Genomic DNA, 16,845 nt, shown 5'->3' with positions numbered 1-16,845 from the left:
GTTAAGGATGCTGGCTCAGGCGGCGGTGAGCCGGGCGAGGGTGCATCTGGCTGCGCTGTCCCGGGATCAGCGCGGCGTCGCGGCGGTAGAGTTTGCATTATTTGCTCCGATCCTGATTGGCGGCTTGCTGTCGATGGTCGATATCGGACTTGCGGTGACCGAGCGGATGAACCTCGATCACGTGTTACGCGCCGGTGTACATGCCGCAATGGCTGGGCGTGAAGAACAGGCCATCCTGAAAGTTCTTGAGACGACGGCTTCAGAGCATTTCTCGCTCGCAGGTTCGACGCCGGAAACGAGCACCGGTAATCCTGTTACGCTCAGGGTCACGTGCATGTGCTCAGGGGAAAACGGCACAGAGGAGTGTACCGCTTGTGCCGGCTCGAACCGGGCCCACGTCTATTATCGGCTCTCGGCAGAGAAACTGTATAACGGCGTGTTTCTCAAGGAGCTGAGATTACAGACCAGCATTGAGGTGCAGCTTCGATGAAGAGGATTATTCGCCTTCTCGGGTCATGGCGTCGGGATGAAAGCGGGGCGGCCGCCATAGAATTCGCGATCGTCGGCTTCGTCATGATCCTGATCATGCTCGGACTCGTTGAGTTTGGCCGTGGACTTCTCGTGCACAATGAAATTGCATATCTGGCGGATATCGGATCGCGTAAGGTTCTGATCGACCCCGGAATTGCAGATGACGCGCTTCAAGACGAGATGCGCGAGGTGTTCTCAAAGGACGACGCACTTTTACAGATCGCAATCTCGACCGAAGTCATCGACGAAATTGAATACCGCATCATAGCTGTTGCATATCCTATGAATCTGCTTGTGCCGAGCCTGTCCGATAGCACGTTGAGTCTCAATGTCACTCGTCGCGTACCGGTCGGATGAGCCGTGTGCGGAACCCGCACCAACCATTGCCGTTAGAGACCTGACACCGACCGCCGAGGAATGTCGATGCGCAAGCCTGGGAGAGCTATCAGCACCATAGCTGTCTTCGTCGGTATGTGTGTTGCCGACGCCCCGTCCCATGCGGACGAGCCGAAGCTAAGTCCCATGCCGAACCCGTCCGCGAGCGCCCAAGTGGGTTTACAGGTGGGCCAAGCGATTCAGGTGGTGATCGACTTTGCCAAGATCCTGACGCTGGAGAGAACCGCCAAGACGATCGTGATCGGCAACTCGGGCATCCTTGACGCTACGGTGAACGACGAAAGGACCGTCGTACTGACAGGTAAGGCCGCAGGAACGACCAACATGATCGTTCTCGGCGAGGACAACAAAGAAATCCTGAACACAAGCGTGATCGTCACTCCTGGTCGCCAAGTCACGACGGTGTACCAGGGCCTGCAACGTCAGACATATAGTTGCTTTAGTGCCTGCACGCCGGTTCTGTCTGTTGGAGATGAGGCAGGACACTTTGACCGAGCCCGTGCCCAGATACAGTCACGGCAGGAATTCGCCACCGGGAACGGCGCTGCGCAGTAGACGCGGCGGGAGACCGTCTTGGCTCGATTGTCGGGCCAAGCGCTACGCCTTAATCCATGGCTCCCAGAGGGTTAATGCATCCTTCCGAATAGCGCTATGCTACCAGAACGAGCAAATAACGCTGGGGATGAGGTTACTCCCGGGGCTGGTTGCACGCGCTTTCACCATGCCTCTCTCGGATTTTACCCTGAAGAGGTCGACATCGTGTTCGGAAAAAAGAGCAACAAGATTGAAGTTCTGAACCGGGCGGGCGCATCGGCGCCGATGGCTCGTCCTGCCGCGAGGCCGATCTCCCAGGTATCCGCTCCGGCCGTGGATCAATCCATGCCCGTCGTGTCCGCGCGCCCGCAAGCGACGCTCAAGACCGAGGAATACTATGCACTTAAGACCAAGATCTTCGCAGCGCTGATCGAGTCCATCGATGTTGCTCAGCTCGGAGGTATGAGCCTTGATCAGGCCCGGTCCGAGATCGGAGCCATCGTCAACGAGATCATCACGGCCAAGAAGATCGTGATGTCCACGGCGGAGCAGGACGAGTTGCTTCAGGACATCTGCAACGATGTACTCGGTTATGGGCCGCTCGAGCCACTCCTCGCGCGCGACGATATCGCGGACATCATGGTCAATGGCGCCAACACCGTTTACATCGAGGTCGGCGGCAAGGTCCAGAAGACGGATATCCGGTTCCGGGACAATGCCCAGCTCCTCAACATCAGTCAGCGAATCGTAAGCCAGGTCGGGAGGAGGGTGGACGAGTCCTCGCCGATCTGCGACGCGCGCCTGCCCGATGGGTCCCGCGTCAACGTCATCGTACCGCCGCTCGCCATTGATGGCCCGTCGCTCACCATCCGCAAATTCAAGAAGGACAAGCTGACCCTCGACCAGTTGGTGAAGTTCGGCTCCATCACGCCTGAGGGTGCCGAGATCCTGGAGATCATCGGAAAAGTGCGCTGCAACGTCATCGTCTCCGGAGGAACGGGTTCAGGCAAGACGACACTTCTGAACTGTCTGACACGATACATCGAGCCTGGTGAACGCATTGTGACCTGTGAAGACGCTGCGGAGCTCCAGCTGCAGCAGCCTCATGTCGTGCGTCTCGAGACACGGCCGCCGAACCTTGAAGGCGAGGGGCAGATCACAATGCGCGATCTCATCAAGAACTGCCTGCGCATGCGTCCCGAACGCATCATCGTCGGTGAGGTGCGCGGATCCGAAGCCTTCGATCTGTTGCAGGCCATGAACACGGGCCATGACGGATCCATGGGAACGTTGCATGCCAACTCGCCACGCGAAGCCCTGTCGCGCATCGAGTCGATGATCACGATGGGTGGCTTTTCGCTGCCGTCGAAAACATTGCGCGAGATGATCGTGTCCTCCGTGGACGTGATCGTTCAGGCCGCACGTCTTCGGGACGGCTCGCGCCGGATCACTCACATTACCGAAGTTCTCGGTCTCGAGGGCGACGTCATCATCACGCAGGACCTCTTCGTCTACGACATCCTGGGCGAGGATGTGAACGGAAACCTCATCGGTCAGCATCGCTCCACCGGAATCGGGCGCCCTCGATTCTGGGATCGGGCCAGGTACTACGGCGAGGAGAAGCGCCTCGCCGCCGCTCTCGATTCGGCTGAAAAGGCCGCCGCGTGATCCTGCAACAACATCTTCCGAGAGCCTGATTAATGTTGCCGCCTGATCTTGTCCCCTATGTGATCGCAGTTCTGATGGCTCTGAGCATCGGAGGATTGGCGGTCGCCGGCTTCTATTCGCGCATGACCAGCCGTTCGATCGCCAAAACGCGCTTCCAGGTCGTGGCGGCAATGGGCGGTAACGAGAGCGTCAATGCCGCCGGATCCGATGAAAGCCGGCGTAGACGTGCCGTCGAGGCCACTTTACGGGAGATCGAGGACAAGCAGAAGATCAGAAGAAATGCCAAGCCTTCGCTGGTAGGACGGATGCGTCAGGCTGGTCTCGGCTGGAGCAAGCAGACCTACTTCATCATCTGCGGAGCGGCCGGTGTTGCCTCGTTTCTCCTGGCGGTAATCGTGATCGGGATCGGACCGATCACGGCTATCGGGTTCGGATGCACGGGCGGGTTGCTGCTGCCACACTTATATGTCAGCGCCAAGCGCAAGCGCCGATTCAAGTCGTTCACGGCCGAGTTCCCGAACGCCGTAGATATTGTTGTCCGTGGCGTGAAGGCCGGTCTGCCTCTCGTCGACTGCCTGAAAATCATCGCCACTGAGGCACAGGAACCGGTCCGGAGTGAATTTCGCGAGATCGTCGAGGATCAGACCCTTGGCATGCCTCTGGATGAAGCCGTAGAGCGCCTTTCTGAACGCGTTCCTCTCCAGGAGGCGAACTTTTTCGCTATCGTGATCGCTATCCAGAGCCGCACGGGCGGTAGTCTGTCGGAAGCCCTCGGGAACCTTTCGAAGGTTCTCCGGGAGCGCACGAAGCTGCAGGCAAAAATTCGATCGATGAGCGCCGAAGCGAAGGCTTCCGGCGGCATTATTGGTGCCTTGCCTGTTGTTGTCGCACTGCTTGTCTACCTCACGAGCCCCAACTACATTGCGCTCCTTTTCACGACCATGACCGGTAAGCTCGTGCTCGCCGCATGTGTGTTGTGGATGGGTACCGGCATCCTCGTGATGCGCAAGATGATCAATTTTGATTTCTGAGGTTCCCAGGATGTCCTTCGGCGCAATCAGCACCCATGTCGAGCTGCTCGTGGCTCTGTCGGCGGCGAGCTCGGTCTTCCTCGCCATCCTCGTGGTGGCATGGCCCTATCTCACGCGCGATCAATTGAAAGCCCGCATGGCCGAAGTCGCCAATGAGCGGGAACGGATCAGGCTTCGCGAGCGCGCCCGGCTCAACCAGAGCAAAAAACAGGTTACCCTCAGAAGTGAGCCGAGGAAGTTCTATCAGGCCATTGTCGAGCGCTTCAATCTCGTTAAGCAGGCCGAGGACGCCGAACTTATGCAGAAGCTCCGGATGGCGGGCTACCGTGGACAGGGGCCTGCCATAACATTCGTCGCGGCACGGCTGATCGCCCCGGCCGTACTGCTCGCCATCGCCGGGTTCTACGTCTTCCTCGTTCTGCAACTGAAACATCCTCTATTCGTGAAACTCGGGATCGTCCTCGCGGTGGCTTCCTTGGGCTATTACGCGCCGCTGATCTACGTGAAGAACAGGATCACCAAGCGCCAGCGGGCAATCCGGCGCGCATGGCCGGACACGCTTGATCTTCTTTTGATCTGTGTTGAGTCTGGCATGGGAATCGAGAGTGCTTTCCGGAGGGTGTCGGAGGAGATTGGCTCCCAGTCGGCGGAGCTGGCGGAGGAGCTGAGCCTGACCACCGCCGAACTGGCTTACCTTCAGGATCGACGTAAGGCCTATGAGAACCTCGGCGAGCGCACAGGTCTTGACGGGGTACGAGGTGTAGTCACCAGTCTGATTCAGTCCGAGAAATACGGAACCCCTCTCGGCCAGTCGCTTCGAGTTCTGGCGCAGGAGAATCGCGACATGCGCATGAGCGAGGCCGAGAAGAAGGCGGCGGCTCTTCCGCCCAAGCTCACGGTGCCGATGATCCTGTTCTTCCTGCCGGTCCTGTTCGCCGTGATCATAACACCGGCCATCATTCAGGTCGCCAAATTATCATAACCCATAAGTACTTCCGCCGATGCCCCCATTTTGGAATCGTTTGAGAGCCCACCTGTCGCGGTCGCAGTACCGGGCAGAGGCCTTCCGCGCCAAGCTCAGCACGTTTCGTACCGACGACGGCGGCGCGATCGCCGTGGTTGCAGCTATCGTTTTCCCAGTTCTGATCGGCGCCATGGGCCTCGGAGCCGAGGCAGGCTACTGGTACTTGGCCCAGCGCAAGCTGCAACACGCCGCCGATGTCTCCGCCCATGCCGCGGCAATCCGTAAGCGTGCGGGCGATGATCAAAGCGGCATTGCGGCAGCGGCGCTCCATGTGGCCCAGGCTTCGGGCTTCTCGTCCGAAGCCGGCACGATCCAGGTCAGTACTCCTCCCACGTCTCATGCATACTCCGGGGATAGGAGCAGCATCGAAGTCGTGCTGACACAGGTTCAGCCGTTGCTTTTCTCATCACTGTTCCTGAGCGATCCCGTGAACATCCACGCACGCGCCGTTGCAAAGCTCGATATGGTTTCTCAGGCATGCATTCTGGCGCTCTCTCCGAGCGCACCCGGGGCCGTTACAGTCGCGGGATCGACAGTCGTGACCCTCAACGGCTGCGATGTCGCTTCGAATTCAAACGCGTCGGATTCCCTGAAAATGCAAGGCGGAGGGCATCTGACGACGGACTGCATCAGTACCGTTGGCGGGGCCGTTACGACTTCCGACCTGACACTGCAGACCTGCGACGCCGTGCGCGAACAGGCCCCGGTGACAATGGATCCTTATGCGGATGTTTCAGAGCCCGCGATAAGCGGAACATGCTACAAGCCGGACAGTTACAGCACCGGCTCGGCGCTCTTGACTCCGACCTACCAATCGCACCCGAGCGGCCTTCCGACCCTGCGTTTCTGTGCTGGCCTGAAGGTGACGGGCGGGAGCATCACCTTCAACCCCGGCCTTTACATCATCGAGGGGGAGTTCGCCGTGAGTGCCGGAACGACTCTCGTAGGGTCTGGCGTGACCTTCTACATGGCCAAGGGGGCGAGTCTGAAGCTCAACGGTGGCGCCCAGATCAACCTGGATGCACCGGCCGAAGGCCCGTTCGCCGGAATCCTCTTCTTCGGTGCAAGAGACAGCACGGTTGCGAGCCATCAGGTCAACGGCGCGTCCGGATCGGCCTTCAATGGAGCAATCTATTTCCCTGGCTCGGGCATTGAATATTCGGGACGTGCCGGCTCCACAGGCGGCTGCACCCAGATCATCGGCAAGACCGTCACCTTCACCGGCAACTCCGAGGTGCAGTCGGACTGCCAGGCGACCGGAACGCGGCCAATCGTGACCAGCCAGTCGGTCAAGCTCGTGGAGTGATGTCTTTCCCCAGAGATGGCCCATTCAGGATGTACGGCGCAGCCGTCGTTTGTGGGCAGGAGTTTGGCCAAGATGCGAAAAAGGCCGCTGAAAACAGCGGCCTTTTTGTGAAGGTCAGTTGGAATGCACTCTGCCAGAAGGCGCTGGGATAGTAGCCTCTGCCAGACGCAAATGTATTAGCTGCTGGCTGCCGGGGGCGTAAGAGTCGTCGCAATGTTGTTGAAGTAGGCAGCAAGATCGGCGCCGATCAGCTGAACCGCACCAATGATGGCGACGGCGATGAGGCCGGCAATGAGGCCATACTCGATTGCGGTGGCGCCAGACTGATCTTTGCCGAAGCGAGTGATGAGCTTGATCATTTCATGTATCCCTGTGGAGGCCGAACCGTTCGTCCTCGCTGGTGGGAATGATTTACTCTCAGCCGTCTTCGCCCGCTATTCGGTACGATGGGGTAATGCACTGTCGGAGGACGCATTAATGCACACCATCCGCCGAGGAACAGCAAGTGCAATGATAGAGTGCAGCGGAGTCCGAGCGGAATTTCTCGGTGGCCTGATAGAGGTTCATGCGGAAGAGCGATAATGGTTCTCACGTGACGAAACGAAATTTCGTTAATACCTCCATGAGCGAAATTTTCTCACGTGTATGGGGACCTTGCTCCAACGGCTATGTTGCCACTTGAAGCATATGCGCAGAGCGTCAGATTCCGGTGAATTTCATTACGGCTTTCTGGTTGCCTCAATGGGGATATGCCCGTGTTTCTGACGAAGTGGCGTCGCAGGCTTGTTGCTTGCCGTTTGTTGGCGCTCTCCCAGGTGCTTCTTCTGGTCCTTTCCTGCTTGGGCAGTCTCCTGGTCCCGTCCCAATCCCAGGCACGGGAGCGGCTGATCACCTTCGTAAACGGCCGCGCCAGCGGGATTGACCTGGCCAAAGGTCAATTCATGACCGTGAGGACGGCGGTCGACATCGGCAAGGTGGTTGTCGGCGATCCTGACATTGCAACGGCCGTCGTGATGAGCGGTCGCTCGTTCTATATCCTTGGCCGGGGCGAGGGGCGCACGAATGTTGCAGTGTTCAATGCAGACGACGTAATGATCGGTATGGCCAATGTCGAGGTCGGCGCCGATACCATCGATCTGGAACAGTCGATCCAAGAGGCCGTTCCAAACGCCAATGTCCGGGTTGACACGGTCAATGGCCGTATCCGGCTCGGCGGCACGGTTCCAGACGCCGTAGCCTTGCGCAAAGTGCTCGAGGTTGCTGAGCAGTACGGATCAGAAGGAGTGATCAATACGCTTCGCGTGACCGGTGGCCAGCAGGTGATGCTGGAGGTTCGTTTCGTCGAGGCGAGCCGCAATGCCGGGCGGGAGCTCGGAATAAGCTGGTTCATGCGCCGGGAGAACGATCGGAGCGGTCGCGGAGTGGCAACCGGAGCGTTCCGCGGCCCCAATTCCTCGGGCGCTATCACTTTCAACGCGAATCTTCCGAGTGGAGGCGCTCCATTCGGGACCATCCTAGCGGAAGTGCTGGGCGTTGGCATCGATGCTGACATCCTGGTCCAGGCTCTGGAGGGGAAGGGACTGGCCCGCCGCCTCGCAGAGCCGAATCTCGTTGCGCTCTCAGGTGACAAGGCGAGCTTCCTGGCCGGCGGCGAAGTTCCGATTCCCGTTTCCGAGGAGGACGGCAAGGTCACCGTTACATACAAGGAGTACGGCGTACGCCTGAACTTCACGCCAACCGTACTCGATGGCGGGCTGATCAATCTCAAGCTTCAGCCGGAGGTGAGCGAGGTCGACTTCTCGACGACGGTGCGTACTGGGGCCATTCAGATTCCGGCGTTCACGACAAGGCGGGCCGACACGACAATCGAGCTCCGGGACGGTCAGAGCTTCGTCATCGCGGGTCTCTTGCAGAGCGTTCATACCAAAACCCAAGACCAACTTCCCTGGCTTGGACAGTTGCCGGTTCTGGGAGCCCTGTTCCGGTCTTCCTCCTTCAGAGAGCAGGAAACCGATCTCGTCATCATCGTGACGCCGCGCCTCGTCAAGCCCACGCGGCCTGGGCGCCCTCTCCGTACGCCGCTCGATTCAGCCAGTCCCAGCAACGATCTCGAGTTCTTCCTTCTCGGCAAGCTGGAGGTGGACAACGACACACTGCAGGGGATCGCTGCTGGCAAAGGGATCATCGGTCCCTACGGACACATCGTCGACCTCACGCCCGGAAAGCCGCATGCCGCACAGAAAGTCGTCAAGAAGAGGATCGTCCGGAAGAAGATCGTCAAGGACTAAGGTAGTCACGCTTGTTCTTGCGTTGACGACCTCGACCCTTGGTGGCTGCGCCGATTACTTGGAGCGGCGCGACACGATCACCTTCGCGGCCGGAGAGGCGCAAGCCTGGAACCGCGTCGTCCATACGGTCGATCCTTGGCCTCCATACGTCACTAACACGCGGATCACGAGCGACGGCGAGCGAGTGGCCAGAGCCACTCGCAGCTATTTCGACGGCGGCGCGGACGCCAACACTGGAGCGGCAGCGGCCCTGCCCGATCAGGATGGGCCGGCAACACCACCGGGGCAGGGCGGCACTGAATGACCTTCTGGATACCATGTTCGACACTCGCCGGAAGTTAGCAGACTTGCGTTCGTATCTGTCTGCGAGGGATGGGAGGCATATCGCACGCGCGACGCTGCTCGTGATCGGCACGATCGGCCTTCTTTTCCCCGTGATCTTCGCGCTGATCCTGACACAGGGAAGGCAGGGCACCGAGTTCGGCGAAAACCTTGGTCGGTCTTTCGAGCGGCGCGTTCTGATCGGCGATCTGTCCGAAGCGCTTCAAGAGGCAGAGATCAATCATCTCGTATATCTCCTGAGAGGGGATCCCGAGGCCCTGAAATCTTATCAGACCGCCTATGATGCCGTTTCGGGCCACTTGGATGCGCTCGTCAAGAACGGAGTCAGTCTCCGGCCCGGTATGCAAATATTGAGAAAATTGATCGAGGACAGATTGGCCGAGCTGCACCTCGCAATTACCGTTTATCAGTTCGTAGGCTCGGATCAAGCGCTTCGGACAGTTCACGGCAGGACCGGCAAGATCCGTGTTGATGAGATCCGCTCGCTTATCGAAAGAACCCGTGCAGAGGAAGTCCAGACCGGTCGACGCCTGTCCGAGAATCTCAGAAGGCAGGCACACATGTGGGAGACGATCACACTCACTCTGCTCACCGGGATGGTCATTGCGATGATCGTCGCCTCCACGGCCGTGGCCAGAGATCTTCGGCGTCGGCGCGGCGTGGAGAAAGAGCTGAAGGCAGCCCAGCAGCTGGCGCAGCAGGCCCGTGACGTGGCCGAGAGAGCAAGCGCGGCAAAGACGGATTTCCTGGCCACGATGAGCCACGAAATCCGAACGCCATTGAGCGGAGTGATCGGTTATACCGAACTCCTGCACGAAAGCCGGGGCTTGACGCGCGAACAGCGAAGCTATGTCGATCATATTCAAAATGCAGGCTACGCATTGCTCGCACTGGTCAATGACGTTCTCGATTTCTCGAGGGTCGAAGCAGGCGAGGTGCTTCTCGTAGCCGAGCCATTCTCTTTGCCGAAGCTCGTCGATAACGCGGTATCCATCGTTCGCGCAGCCGCTCGAAAGAAAGCGCTGCCCATCCGTGTTGAAGCGGGCCAAGACGTTCCGGAATGCTTGCTTGGCGATGTCGGCAGGCTGCGCCAGATTCTTCTCAATCTCCTTAATAACGCGGTGAAATTTACCGACAAAGGAAACATAACTCTTCGGATTGAGAACACGGGAACTTCCGACGAGGGTGATCGCATACGGTTCTCGGTTATCGATACGGGACCTGGAATTGCCCTTGATCAGCAGAGAAAGTTGTTCAAGCGTTTTGCGCAATTAGATCACCCGGCCGGCCGTCGGATGGGTGGAGCGGGACTTGGACTCGCCATTTCGAAGCGGTTCGTCGAACTCATGGGTGGTGAGATCGGCGTCGAAAGCGAAGAGGGAAAAGGTTCGACCTTCTGGTTCGTCGTGCCGCTACCAAGAGCCGAGACGGCGGCCCGCCATGTGTCTGAGGCCGATAATCCTCACGTTTCCATTGGGACGGGTCGCATCCTCGTTGTCGATGACCTCGACCAGAACCGTGAGCTCGCACAGGCCATGCTCCGCGCGACCGGCCATATCGTTGACACGGCGAAGGATGGAGCAGAGGCTGTCACAGCCGTTCAAACGAGGCGCTACGATCTTGTTCTGATGGATGTCGAAATGGCTGATACGGATGGGGTGACAGCTGCGCGGATGATTCGTAGCCTCGACCATCCGGCAAGGAATGTTCCGATCATAGCGATGACTGCCAACGTCCTCCCGCAGGACATCAGGGAGTTCAGGGCGGCGGGAATGAACGATCATCTTGCTAAGCCATACACCCGTGCGCAACTTTTGGAGAAGGTGGACGCCGTTTTGGTCGCTGCGGCGGTTACTGCAGGAGAGCCTGAAATGGATGGAGTATCGCAAGGCTCGGATCAACCCGACAGCATAGAGAGCCTTTGCCAATTCATGGGGCGCGAGTGGGTCGCCCGAGGCTTGACGGAACTCAAGGAGCAGCTGGAAAGCACTTTTCTCGAAGGAGATCCCGAAACCATCGAGAGTGAGCAGCTGGCCCGAAAAGCGCACGTGATGGTTTCCCGTTCCTCGATCTTCGGATTTTCCGATTTCGCGCATCTTTGCGTCAGGCTTGAAGAAGCGTGCAAGGCTCGCGAGGAGCTATCCGGTGTGTTCCAGGTTGTACGGGTTGCTGCCGACGACGTGCATGCAAGGGTATGCGAAATGCTCAACCGCGTGAATGCGCATACAGTGTAGGGAGATGAGTTTGCAGGACGCTCCTCGAATAGCTCTGACGGCCGATGATGACGAGTTCTTCCGGGCTGCGATGAAATTCATTCTCACCAGCCATCTCGGCTTTTCGGAAGTGATTGAGACGGGATCGTTCGACGATGCCCTGGAGTATCTCACGGCACGGGGTGACATTGCCCTTGCCTTGTTCGATCTAGCCATGCCGGGCATGGACAGCCCGGGAAGCCTGAGAACAGTTCGGGAGTTCTTTCCGAACACGAAGGTCGCGATGGTGTCCGCATCGAAAGCGCGCGGGGACATCCTGATGGCCCTTGATGCGGGCGCCCATGGCTATGTCTCAAAAGATCTTTCCATGGCCGAGATGACGAAGATTCTTCGGAAGATCGTGGAGGGCTGGATCTATGTTCCGCCCTCTGTCGCCGAAGTGTCCTCCGCCTCCGATGCGGCCACGTTCCTGCATGGCCGCTCGAGTCGTCTGACGGGTGATGTCAGCTCGCTCACGCCACGGCAAAGGCAGGTGTTGGATCTTTTGATCGCGGGCAAGTCCAACAAGGAGATTGCAAGGGCCCTTCAGCTTAGTGACGGCACGATCAAGGTTCATATGGCCGCGCTGTTCAAGAATCTCGGCGTCAACAGCCGTTCTGCTGCCGCGGCGCTTGGAGCCCGGCATCTGGTATCTGCGGACAAAGACGATGATGCTTAGACACGACAGTCGCAACTGAATGCATGCCGATCGTGTGACCAGGATGCGGTCCCGCTCCGAGAGTGCAGGTGTGTCTGCAAGCCTGGCCGAATCCGGCTTCGGTGGGTCGGCAATGGTAGGGTAGATCCTCATGAACAAACGTCGTTCCAGCAATCGCGTACGCACGCTGCTCGATGCGCGGGTCATATTCAACAATCGGTTCTCGCTGATCGAATGCACCGTGAGGAACCTGTCCGAGACAGGAGCACGAATCGCTTTCTCTCACCCCACCGAAATCCCTCCGGAATTCGAGTTGGAGATACCGAGCCGAAAGATCTCGGTGAAGGCAAAAGCAGTCTGGTCTGACGGAAAGGAACATGGGGTCGCCTTCATTGAAGGGTCGCAGGGCACAGCACTTGGCGCCAGTCTGCCTCAACGTATCGCTGATCAAGGCCAGGCTGAATCAGGGATCAGTAAGTCGAGTGTGGAGGACATTCTGAACGAGGCGAGGCACCGGATCGCGGAAGCAATGGGGATTCCCTCCGAAACGGTCAAGCTGAAGCTCGAGATCACGAGCTGAGCGGAACTTCCGCAAGCCTTTCGGGAACGCGGATTGGTCTACGCTTCCGATCAGTTCGAAAGGTTCAGGAGGTAGAACAGTCGCCAGGATGAGATTGAGCAGGGCGTCGTCAATCTCGTACGGAATGCCCGATATCCATCCGCGAGGAAAGGACGCGCGGCTGATACGGATTCTTCGGCCGGATCGAATCACATGCCGGATAGACGACGAGAGGCCGGTCAGTTCGCGCGCATTCTGGTTGAGGATAACGGAGGCAGCATTTTCGACAAGATCTTCAAGCCGTCGTCACGACGACGCCTTCCGGAGCGGAAACGGGCCTAGGCCTTGCGTTGAGCGACGGCATGGCGCGTGAGCGTAAGGGAATCCTGACCGCAACGAATGGCCTTGCAGGCGACATTTCGGCCGTGCGGGTCCCGGTCGTTAGAAAGAGCCCGGAGGAGCTTGATGAAAGTCCGGGCTCGCCGCGGTCGGCGACTGGCCCCATGTTGGCCATCGGCCGCCCCCTCTTCGCTGATGCTGTCTCAGGCATGGATCCGAGCGGTCGCCCATATACTGCGCCACTCCGCGCAGCAGGAGGGAGCTGCTCCACCTCGTCTCATTCTTTGGCTGCGAACCGGAACCACTTCGCCAAAGAATGCTTCAACGCTCCTGCAGCAGCCTCAGGCGCGCCCGCAAGGCTTCCCGGATGTGCGCCCTTGCCAAGCTCTCGGCTTGGTCGGCGTCGTGTGCGGCGATGGCATCGATGAGGGCGCGGTGTTCCTCGGCCGCCGTCGAGGGCCTGCCTCCGATGCTGAACGTGGTCGTGCCCAAGAGGGCGATCCCGTCCTGAAGCTCTTGCAAGGCACTGTCGAGATACCGGTTTCGGGCGGAGCGGAAGATCATCTCGTGGAAGGCCCGGTTGAGCCGGGCCATTTCGAGAGGGTCGCTCGACCGAGCCTCGAAGGCGCTCTCCAGATCAACGAGGGCGTCGATCTCCGACCGAGAGGCATGCTGGGCTGCGAGGCGGGCTGCGGCGCCTTCCAGGATTTCTCGCATGGCATAGAGTTCGAGAACCTCGGCAGTCCCAAGACTGCGCACCACCAATCCCCGCCCTCCGGCTGGCTCCACCAATCCTTTGGCCAGAAGGCGCCCAAGAGCCTCCCGGACCGGCGTGCGGCTGACTTGGAGGCGTTGGGCCACGTCCTCCTCCCGCAACCGGTCGCCCGGGCGGTAAACTCCGACACGGAAAGCTTGGCAGAGCGACCTGAAGACCGCCTCGCTCAGTGGAATGCCGGAGTTCCGGCCAACCAGTTCCAGCTCGTGAGCGGATTGATCTGCCATCGGTCCTCCTGAGGATATTGCTCAATTCTATGAAGCACCGAACATCCGGGTTGACTAGGGAGAGGGTTTGGATATTTTTGTATACAAAGGTGTTCAAAATGCGAGCTGCAGATCAGGGCACATTTGAGGGAGGCACCCTCATTGTCTGGATCTTTGGGCAATCGGCCGTCGCTGTGGCGCTGCGTCCCAGTCCGGGTGGGTTCGATGGGCTCCGGGCTGTTTCGGGCTCGCGCCAGTCGGAACTCCGACGGTTATGCCGGGAATTGGAGAGGTGAAGGTGGGAATTGTGGTGGCGAGGGACTTTCCGCAGGATGGGACGAAGGGGGCCTCCCGTTCTGATGTACGGGCCGGGACCGTCCCGGTCGAACTGACACGCAAATACGACGTCCTGGTCGTCGGCGGCGGGAACGCCGCTCTCTGCGCCGCCATCAGCGCCCGCCGTTCCGGCGCCTCCGTGCTTGTGCTCGAGGCGGCTCCCAAGTTCTATCGGGGCGGCAACACGCGCCACACCCGCAACATGCGCTGCGCCCACGATACAGCCACCGAGATCCTGACCGGCCCCTACACCGAGGAGGAGTTCTGGGAAGACCTTCTGCGGGTCACCGGCGGCCAGACGGACGAGGAGCTCGCCCGCTTCATGATCCGGGAATCGAAGGAGATTCTTCACTGGATCGTCGAGCAGGGCGTCCGTTGGCAGCCTTCTCTTGGCGGAACTCTCAGTTTGGGGCGCACGAATTCGTTCTTCCTCGGGGGAGGCCGGGCGATGCTCAATGCGCTCTACCGCACGGCGGAGGACCTTGGTGTCGACGTCCTCTACGACGCGGAAGTCGTCGACCTCGACATTCAGGACGGCAGGTTTCAATCGACGACAGTGGCCTACGGGGGGCAGCGGCACAAGGTACGCGCGGCTGCCCTGGTCGCCGCTGCGGGAGGCTTCGAGGCCAATATCGAGTGGCTGAAGCAGTACTGGGGCGACGTCGCCGAGAACTTTCTCATCCGCGGCACGCCCTATAACCGCGGATCCGTGCTCAAGATGCTGCTGGACAAGGGTGTGCAGCAGATCGGCGATCCCACCCAATGCCATGCGGTGGCTATCGACGCGCGGGCGCCGAAGTTCGACGGCGGCATCATCACCCGGCTCGACTGCGTCGTTTTCGGCATCGTGGTGAACAAGAACGCGGAGCGCTTCTACGACGAGGGCGAGGACATCTGGCCGAAGCGCTACGCCATCTGGGGCCGTCTTGTCGCGGCCCAGCCCGATCAGATCGCCTACATCATCTTCGACGGACCTTCCCTCGAAATGTTCATGCCGTCGCTCTACCCGCCCGTGAAGGCGGACAGCATCCGGGAACTTGCCGGCAAGCTCGGGCTCGATCCCCAGGCCCTCGAGACGACGGTCGAAACCTTCAACCAGGCTGTCCGCCCTGGCACTTTCGACCACACGATCCTGGACGATTGCCGGACAGAAGGACTGAACCCGCCGAAGACCCATTGGGCCAGACGGATCGAGACCGCGCCGTTTTATGCCTATCCAGTGCGGCCGGGCATCACCTTCACCTATCTCGGAACGCGCGTGAACAAGGAAGCGCGGATGCTCATGGCCGACGGGACGCCTGCCGCCAACATGTTCGCCGCAGGCGAAATCATGGCCGGCAATGTGCTCGGCAAGGGCTATGCCGCCGGAATCGGAATGACCATCGGCAGCGTCTTCGGACGGATTGCCGGACGGGAGGCTGCGAACAATGCACGCAACTGAAGCACTCAAGGAAGCCGACCGTCTGATGACGGTCTGCAATTCCTGCCGCTACTGCGAAGGACTGTGCGCGGTCTTTCCTGCTATGGAAATGCGGCGCGCCTTCTCGGACGGGGATCTCAATTACCTGGCCAATCTCTGCCACAGCTGCGGAGCCTGCTACACCGACTGCCAGTTCTCGCCGCCGCACGAGTTCAACGTCAACGTGCCGCAGACGCTGGCGAAGGTTCGTAACGACTCCTACAAGTTCTATGTCTGGCCACGGGCGCTGGCTCCGTTGTTCGAGCGCAACGGCCTAGCGGTCAGCCTCATCGCGGCGCTCAGCGTCGGCGTGTTTTTCTTCGGGCTGATGGCGATCAACGATCCGGCGGTGATGTTCGGCGTGCAGACAGGGCCCGGCGCGTTCTACCGGATCATGTCTCACAACGCGATGGCCGGTGTGTTCGGTGCCGCGTTCTTCTATGCAATCGCGGCCTTGATCATGGGCTTTCGCATGTTCTGGCGCGACATCGGCGAGACGCGGGAGACGCTGACCAACGGCGTCTCGGTCTGGCAGGCGATGAAGGATACCATGGCGCTGCGCTACCTCGATGGCGGCGGTCCCGGCTGCTTCAACGAGGACGAGCGGCCGACCGATCGTCGCCGCCTCTATCACCACCTGACATTCTACGGATTCTTCCTTTGCCTGGCGGCGACCAGCACGGCGACCCTTTATCACTATCTGCTCGGAATGCAGGCGCCGTACCCCTGGTACGACCTGCCAGTGGTGCTCGGGACGCTGGGCGGGATCGGCCTTGTCATCGGGCCTGCGGGCCTGATGTGGGCGAAGGTCAAGCGCGATCCGGCCCTGCGGGACGAGAACGGCCGCGGCATGGAGATGGCTTTCATCGCCATGCTGTTCCTTGTGAGCCTGACCGGCCTGCTGCTCCTGGTGCTGCGTGCAACCCCCATGATGGGTACGATGCTGGCGCTCCACATGGGCTTCGTGTTCGGCTTCTTCATCACCATGCCGTACAGCAAGTTCGTGCACGGCATCTACCGCTTCGGAGCGCTTGTTCGCTACGCCAAGGAGCGCCGCGCGCTCCACGAGCCGACCCCGTCGAAAGCCAAGGCTCTCGCCATTCCGAACGCCAAAGCTGGAGCGTGAGGAGGCGCCACGAGC

General features: G+C 59.8%; 16 protein-coding genes. 14 read left to right on the top strand and 2 right to left on the bottom strand.

All coding sequences use genetic code 11. The annotated features are described in order from the left end of the window. Positions 1-7: 7 nt before the first annotated feature. From GR328_RS04325 to GR328_RS04295, 7 genes are all read left to right on the top strand, one after another. Positions 8-490, top strand: coding sequence for a TadE/TadG family type IV pilus assembly protein (locus GR328_RS04325; RefSeq protein ID WP_160883286.1), 483 nt, complete (start codon positions 8-10; stop codon positions 488-490). After that, the gene (locus GR328_RS04320; protein ID WP_160883285.1) at positions 487-888 is read left to right on the top strand and encodes a TadE/TadG family type IV pilus assembly protein; all 402 of its coding nucleotides are present in this window, start codon (positions 487-489) and stop codon (positions 886-888) included. The genes GR328_RS04325 and GR328_RS04320 overlap by 4 nt, the downstream gene beginning before the upstream one ends. Before the next feature lie 66 nt (positions 889-954). After that, positions 955-1,482 (top strand): pilus assembly protein N-terminal domain-containing protein, encoded by a 528-nt coding sequence (locus GR328_RS04315; RefSeq protein ID WP_160883284.1) that lies wholly within the window; start codon positions 955-957, stop codon positions 1,480-1,482. 324 nt (positions 1,483-1,806) lie between these two features. Continuing rightward, positions 1,807-3,129 carry a TadA family conjugal transfer-associated ATPase gene (locus GR328_RS04310; protein WP_246215673.1) on the top strand — a complete coding sequence of 441 codons (1,323 nt, stop codon included), beginning with the start codon at positions 1,807-1,809 and terminating at the stop codon, positions 3,127-3,129. A 32-nt stretch (positions 3,130-3,161) separates the two neighbouring features. Continuing rightward, entirely contained in the window at positions 3,162-4,160 is a 999-nt protein-coding gene (locus GR328_RS04305) for a type II secretion system F family protein (protein ID WP_160883283.1), read from the top strand. Positions 4,161-4,170: 10 nt separating this feature from the next. Then, positions 4,171-5,142 carry a type II secretion system F family protein gene (locus GR328_RS04300; RefSeq protein WP_160883282.1) on the top strand — a complete coding sequence of 324 codons (972 nt, stop codon included), beginning with the start codon at positions 4,171-4,173 and terminating at the stop codon, positions 5,140-5,142. A 40-nt stretch (positions 5,143-5,182) separates the two neighbouring features. Beyond that, entirely contained in the window at positions 5,183-6,490 is a 1,308-nt protein-coding gene (locus tag GR328_RS04295) for a TadE/TadG family type IV pilus assembly protein (protein ID WP_160883281.1), read from the top strand. 176 nt (positions 6,491-6,666) lie between these two features. Here the strand turns inward: GR328_RS04295 and GR328_RS04290 are convergent, their stop codons facing one another. Beyond that, entirely contained in the window at positions 6,667-6,849 is a 183-nt protein-coding gene (locus tag GR328_RS04290; protein WP_160883280.1) for a Flp family type IVb pilin, read from the bottom strand. 390 nt (positions 6,850-7,239) lie between these two features. Here GR328_RS04290 and GR328_RS04285 point away from each other — a divergent pair, with 390 nt between their 5' ends. The 5 genes from GR328_RS04285 (at position 7,240) to GR328_RS04265 (ending at position 12,610) form a co-directional block, all read left to right on the top strand. Further along, on the top strand, positions 7,240-8,778 hold the full coding sequence (locus tag GR328_RS04285) for a type II and III secretion system protein family protein (RefSeq protein WP_281351901.1): 1,539 nt from the start codon (positions 7,240-7,242) through the stop codon (positions 8,776-8,778). 22 nt (positions 8,779-8,800) lie between these two features. Next, on the top strand, positions 8,801-9,082 hold the full coding sequence (locus GR328_RS04280; protein WP_160883278.1) for a pilus assembly protein: 282 nt from the start codon (positions 8,801-8,803) through the stop codon (positions 9,080-9,082). A gap of 13 nt (positions 9,083-9,095) precedes the next feature. Continuing rightward, positions 9,096-11,354 carry a hybrid sensor histidine kinase/response regulator gene (locus tag GR328_RS04275; RefSeq protein ID WP_160883277.1) on the top strand — a complete coding sequence of 753 codons (2,259 nt, stop codon included), beginning with the start codon at positions 9,096-9,098 and terminating at the stop codon, positions 11,352-11,354. Positions 11,355-11,358: 4 nt separating this feature from the next. Continuing rightward, positions 11,359-12,051: a LuxR C-terminal-related transcriptional regulator gene (locus GR328_RS04270; protein ID WP_160883276.1), complete on the top strand. Its 693-nt coding sequence runs from the start codon at positions 11,359-11,361 to the stop codon at positions 12,049-12,051. A 130-nt stretch (positions 12,052-12,181) separates the two neighbouring features. Further along, entirely contained in the window at positions 12,182-12,610 is a 429-nt protein-coding gene (locus GR328_RS04265; protein WP_160883275.1) for a PilZ domain-containing protein, read from the top strand. Positions 12,611-13,249: 639 nt separating this feature from the next. On the opposite strand, the gene GR328_RS04260 is transcribed toward GR328_RS04265, so the two are convergent. Next, positions 13,250-13,930 (bottom strand): GntR family transcriptional regulator, encoded by a 681-nt coding sequence (locus tag GR328_RS04260; protein WP_160883274.1) that lies wholly within the window; start codon positions 13,928-13,930, stop codon positions 13,250-13,252. A 367-nt stretch (positions 13,931-14,297) separates the two neighbouring features. Between GR328_RS04260 and tcuA the strand changes: the two genes are divergently transcribed. Next, the gene (gene tcuA / locus GR328_RS04255; RefSeq protein ID WP_160883399.1) at positions 14,298-15,686 is read left to right on the top strand and encodes an FAD-dependent tricarballylate dehydrogenase TcuA; all 1,389 of its coding nucleotides are present in this window, start codon (positions 14,298-14,300) and stop codon (positions 15,684-15,686) included. Continuing rightward, positions 15,673-16,830, top strand: a complete 1,158-nt coding sequence (gene tcuB, locus GR328_RS04250; protein WP_160883273.1) for a tricarballylate utilization 4Fe-4S protein TcuB — start codon at positions 15,673-15,675, stop codon at positions 16,828-16,830. Before tcuA ends, tcuB begins: the two co-directional genes overlap by 14 nt. The last annotated feature ends 15 nt before the right edge of the window (positions 16,831-16,845 follow it).

Origin of the sequence: Microvirga makkahensis (genome assembly GCF_009830105.1) — a bacterium.
GTDB classification, from domain to species: Bacteria; Pseudomonadota; Alphaproteobacteria; order Rhizobiales; family Beijerinckiaceae; genus Microvirga; species Microvirga makkahensis.
This window is presented reverse-complemented; position numbering and strand designations above follow the sequence as displayed.

What these genes read in the sequence shown, in the direction of transcription:
- GR328_RS04265 (WP_160883275.1), top strand. Translation starts at nt 12,182, where the DNA reads ATGAACAAACGTCGTTCCAGCAATCGCGTACGCACGCTGCTCGATGCG.
- GR328_RS04310 (WP_246215673.1), top strand. Translation starts at nt 1,807, where the DNA reads ATGCCCGTCGTGTCCGCGCGCCCGCAAGCGACGCTCAAGACCGAGGAA.
- GR328_RS04320 (WP_160883285.1), top strand. Translation starts at nt 487, where the DNA reads ATGAAGAGGATTATTCGCCTTCTCGGGTCATGGCGTCGGGATGAAAGC.
- GR328_RS04260 (WP_160883274.1), bottom strand. Translation starts at nt 13,930, where the DNA reads ATGGCAGATCAATCCGCTCACGAGCTGGAACTGGTTGGCCGGAACTCC.
- GR328_RS04290 (WP_160883280.1), bottom strand. Translation starts at nt 6,849, where the DNA reads ATGATCAAGCTCATCACTCGCTTCGGCAAAGATCAGTCTGGCGCCACC.
- GR328_RS04285 (WP_281351901.1), top strand. Translation starts at nt 7,240, where the DNA reads ATGCCCGTGTTTCTGACGAAGTGGCGTCGCAGGCTTGTTGCTTGCCGT.
- tcuB (WP_160883273.1), top strand. Translation starts at nt 15,673, where the DNA reads ATGCACGCAACTGAAGCACTCAAGGAAGCCGACCGTCTGATGACGGTC.
- GR328_RS04275 (WP_160883277.1), top strand. Translation starts at nt 9,096, where the DNA reads ATGTTCGACACTCGCCGGAAGTTAGCAGACTTGCGTTCGTATCTGTCT.
- GR328_RS04315 (WP_160883284.1), top strand. Translation starts at nt 955, where the DNA reads ATGCGCAAGCCTGGGAGAGCTATCAGCACCATAGCTGTCTTCGTCGGT.
- GR328_RS04305 (WP_160883283.1), top strand. Translation starts at nt 3,162, where the DNA reads ATGTTGCCGCCTGATCTTGTCCCCTATGTGATCGCAGTTCTGATGGCT.
- GR328_RS04300 (WP_160883282.1), top strand. Translation starts at nt 4,171, where the DNA reads ATGTCCTTCGGCGCAATCAGCACCCATGTCGAGCTGCTCGTGGCTCTG.
- GR328_RS04325 (WP_160883286.1), top strand. Translation starts at nt 8, where the DNA reads ATGCTGGCTCAGGCGGCGGTGAGCCGGGCGAGGGTGCATCTGGCTGCG.
- GR328_RS04270 (WP_160883276.1), top strand. Translation starts at nt 11,359, where the DNA reads ATGAGTTTGCAGGACGCTCCTCGAATAGCTCTGACGGCCGATGATGAC.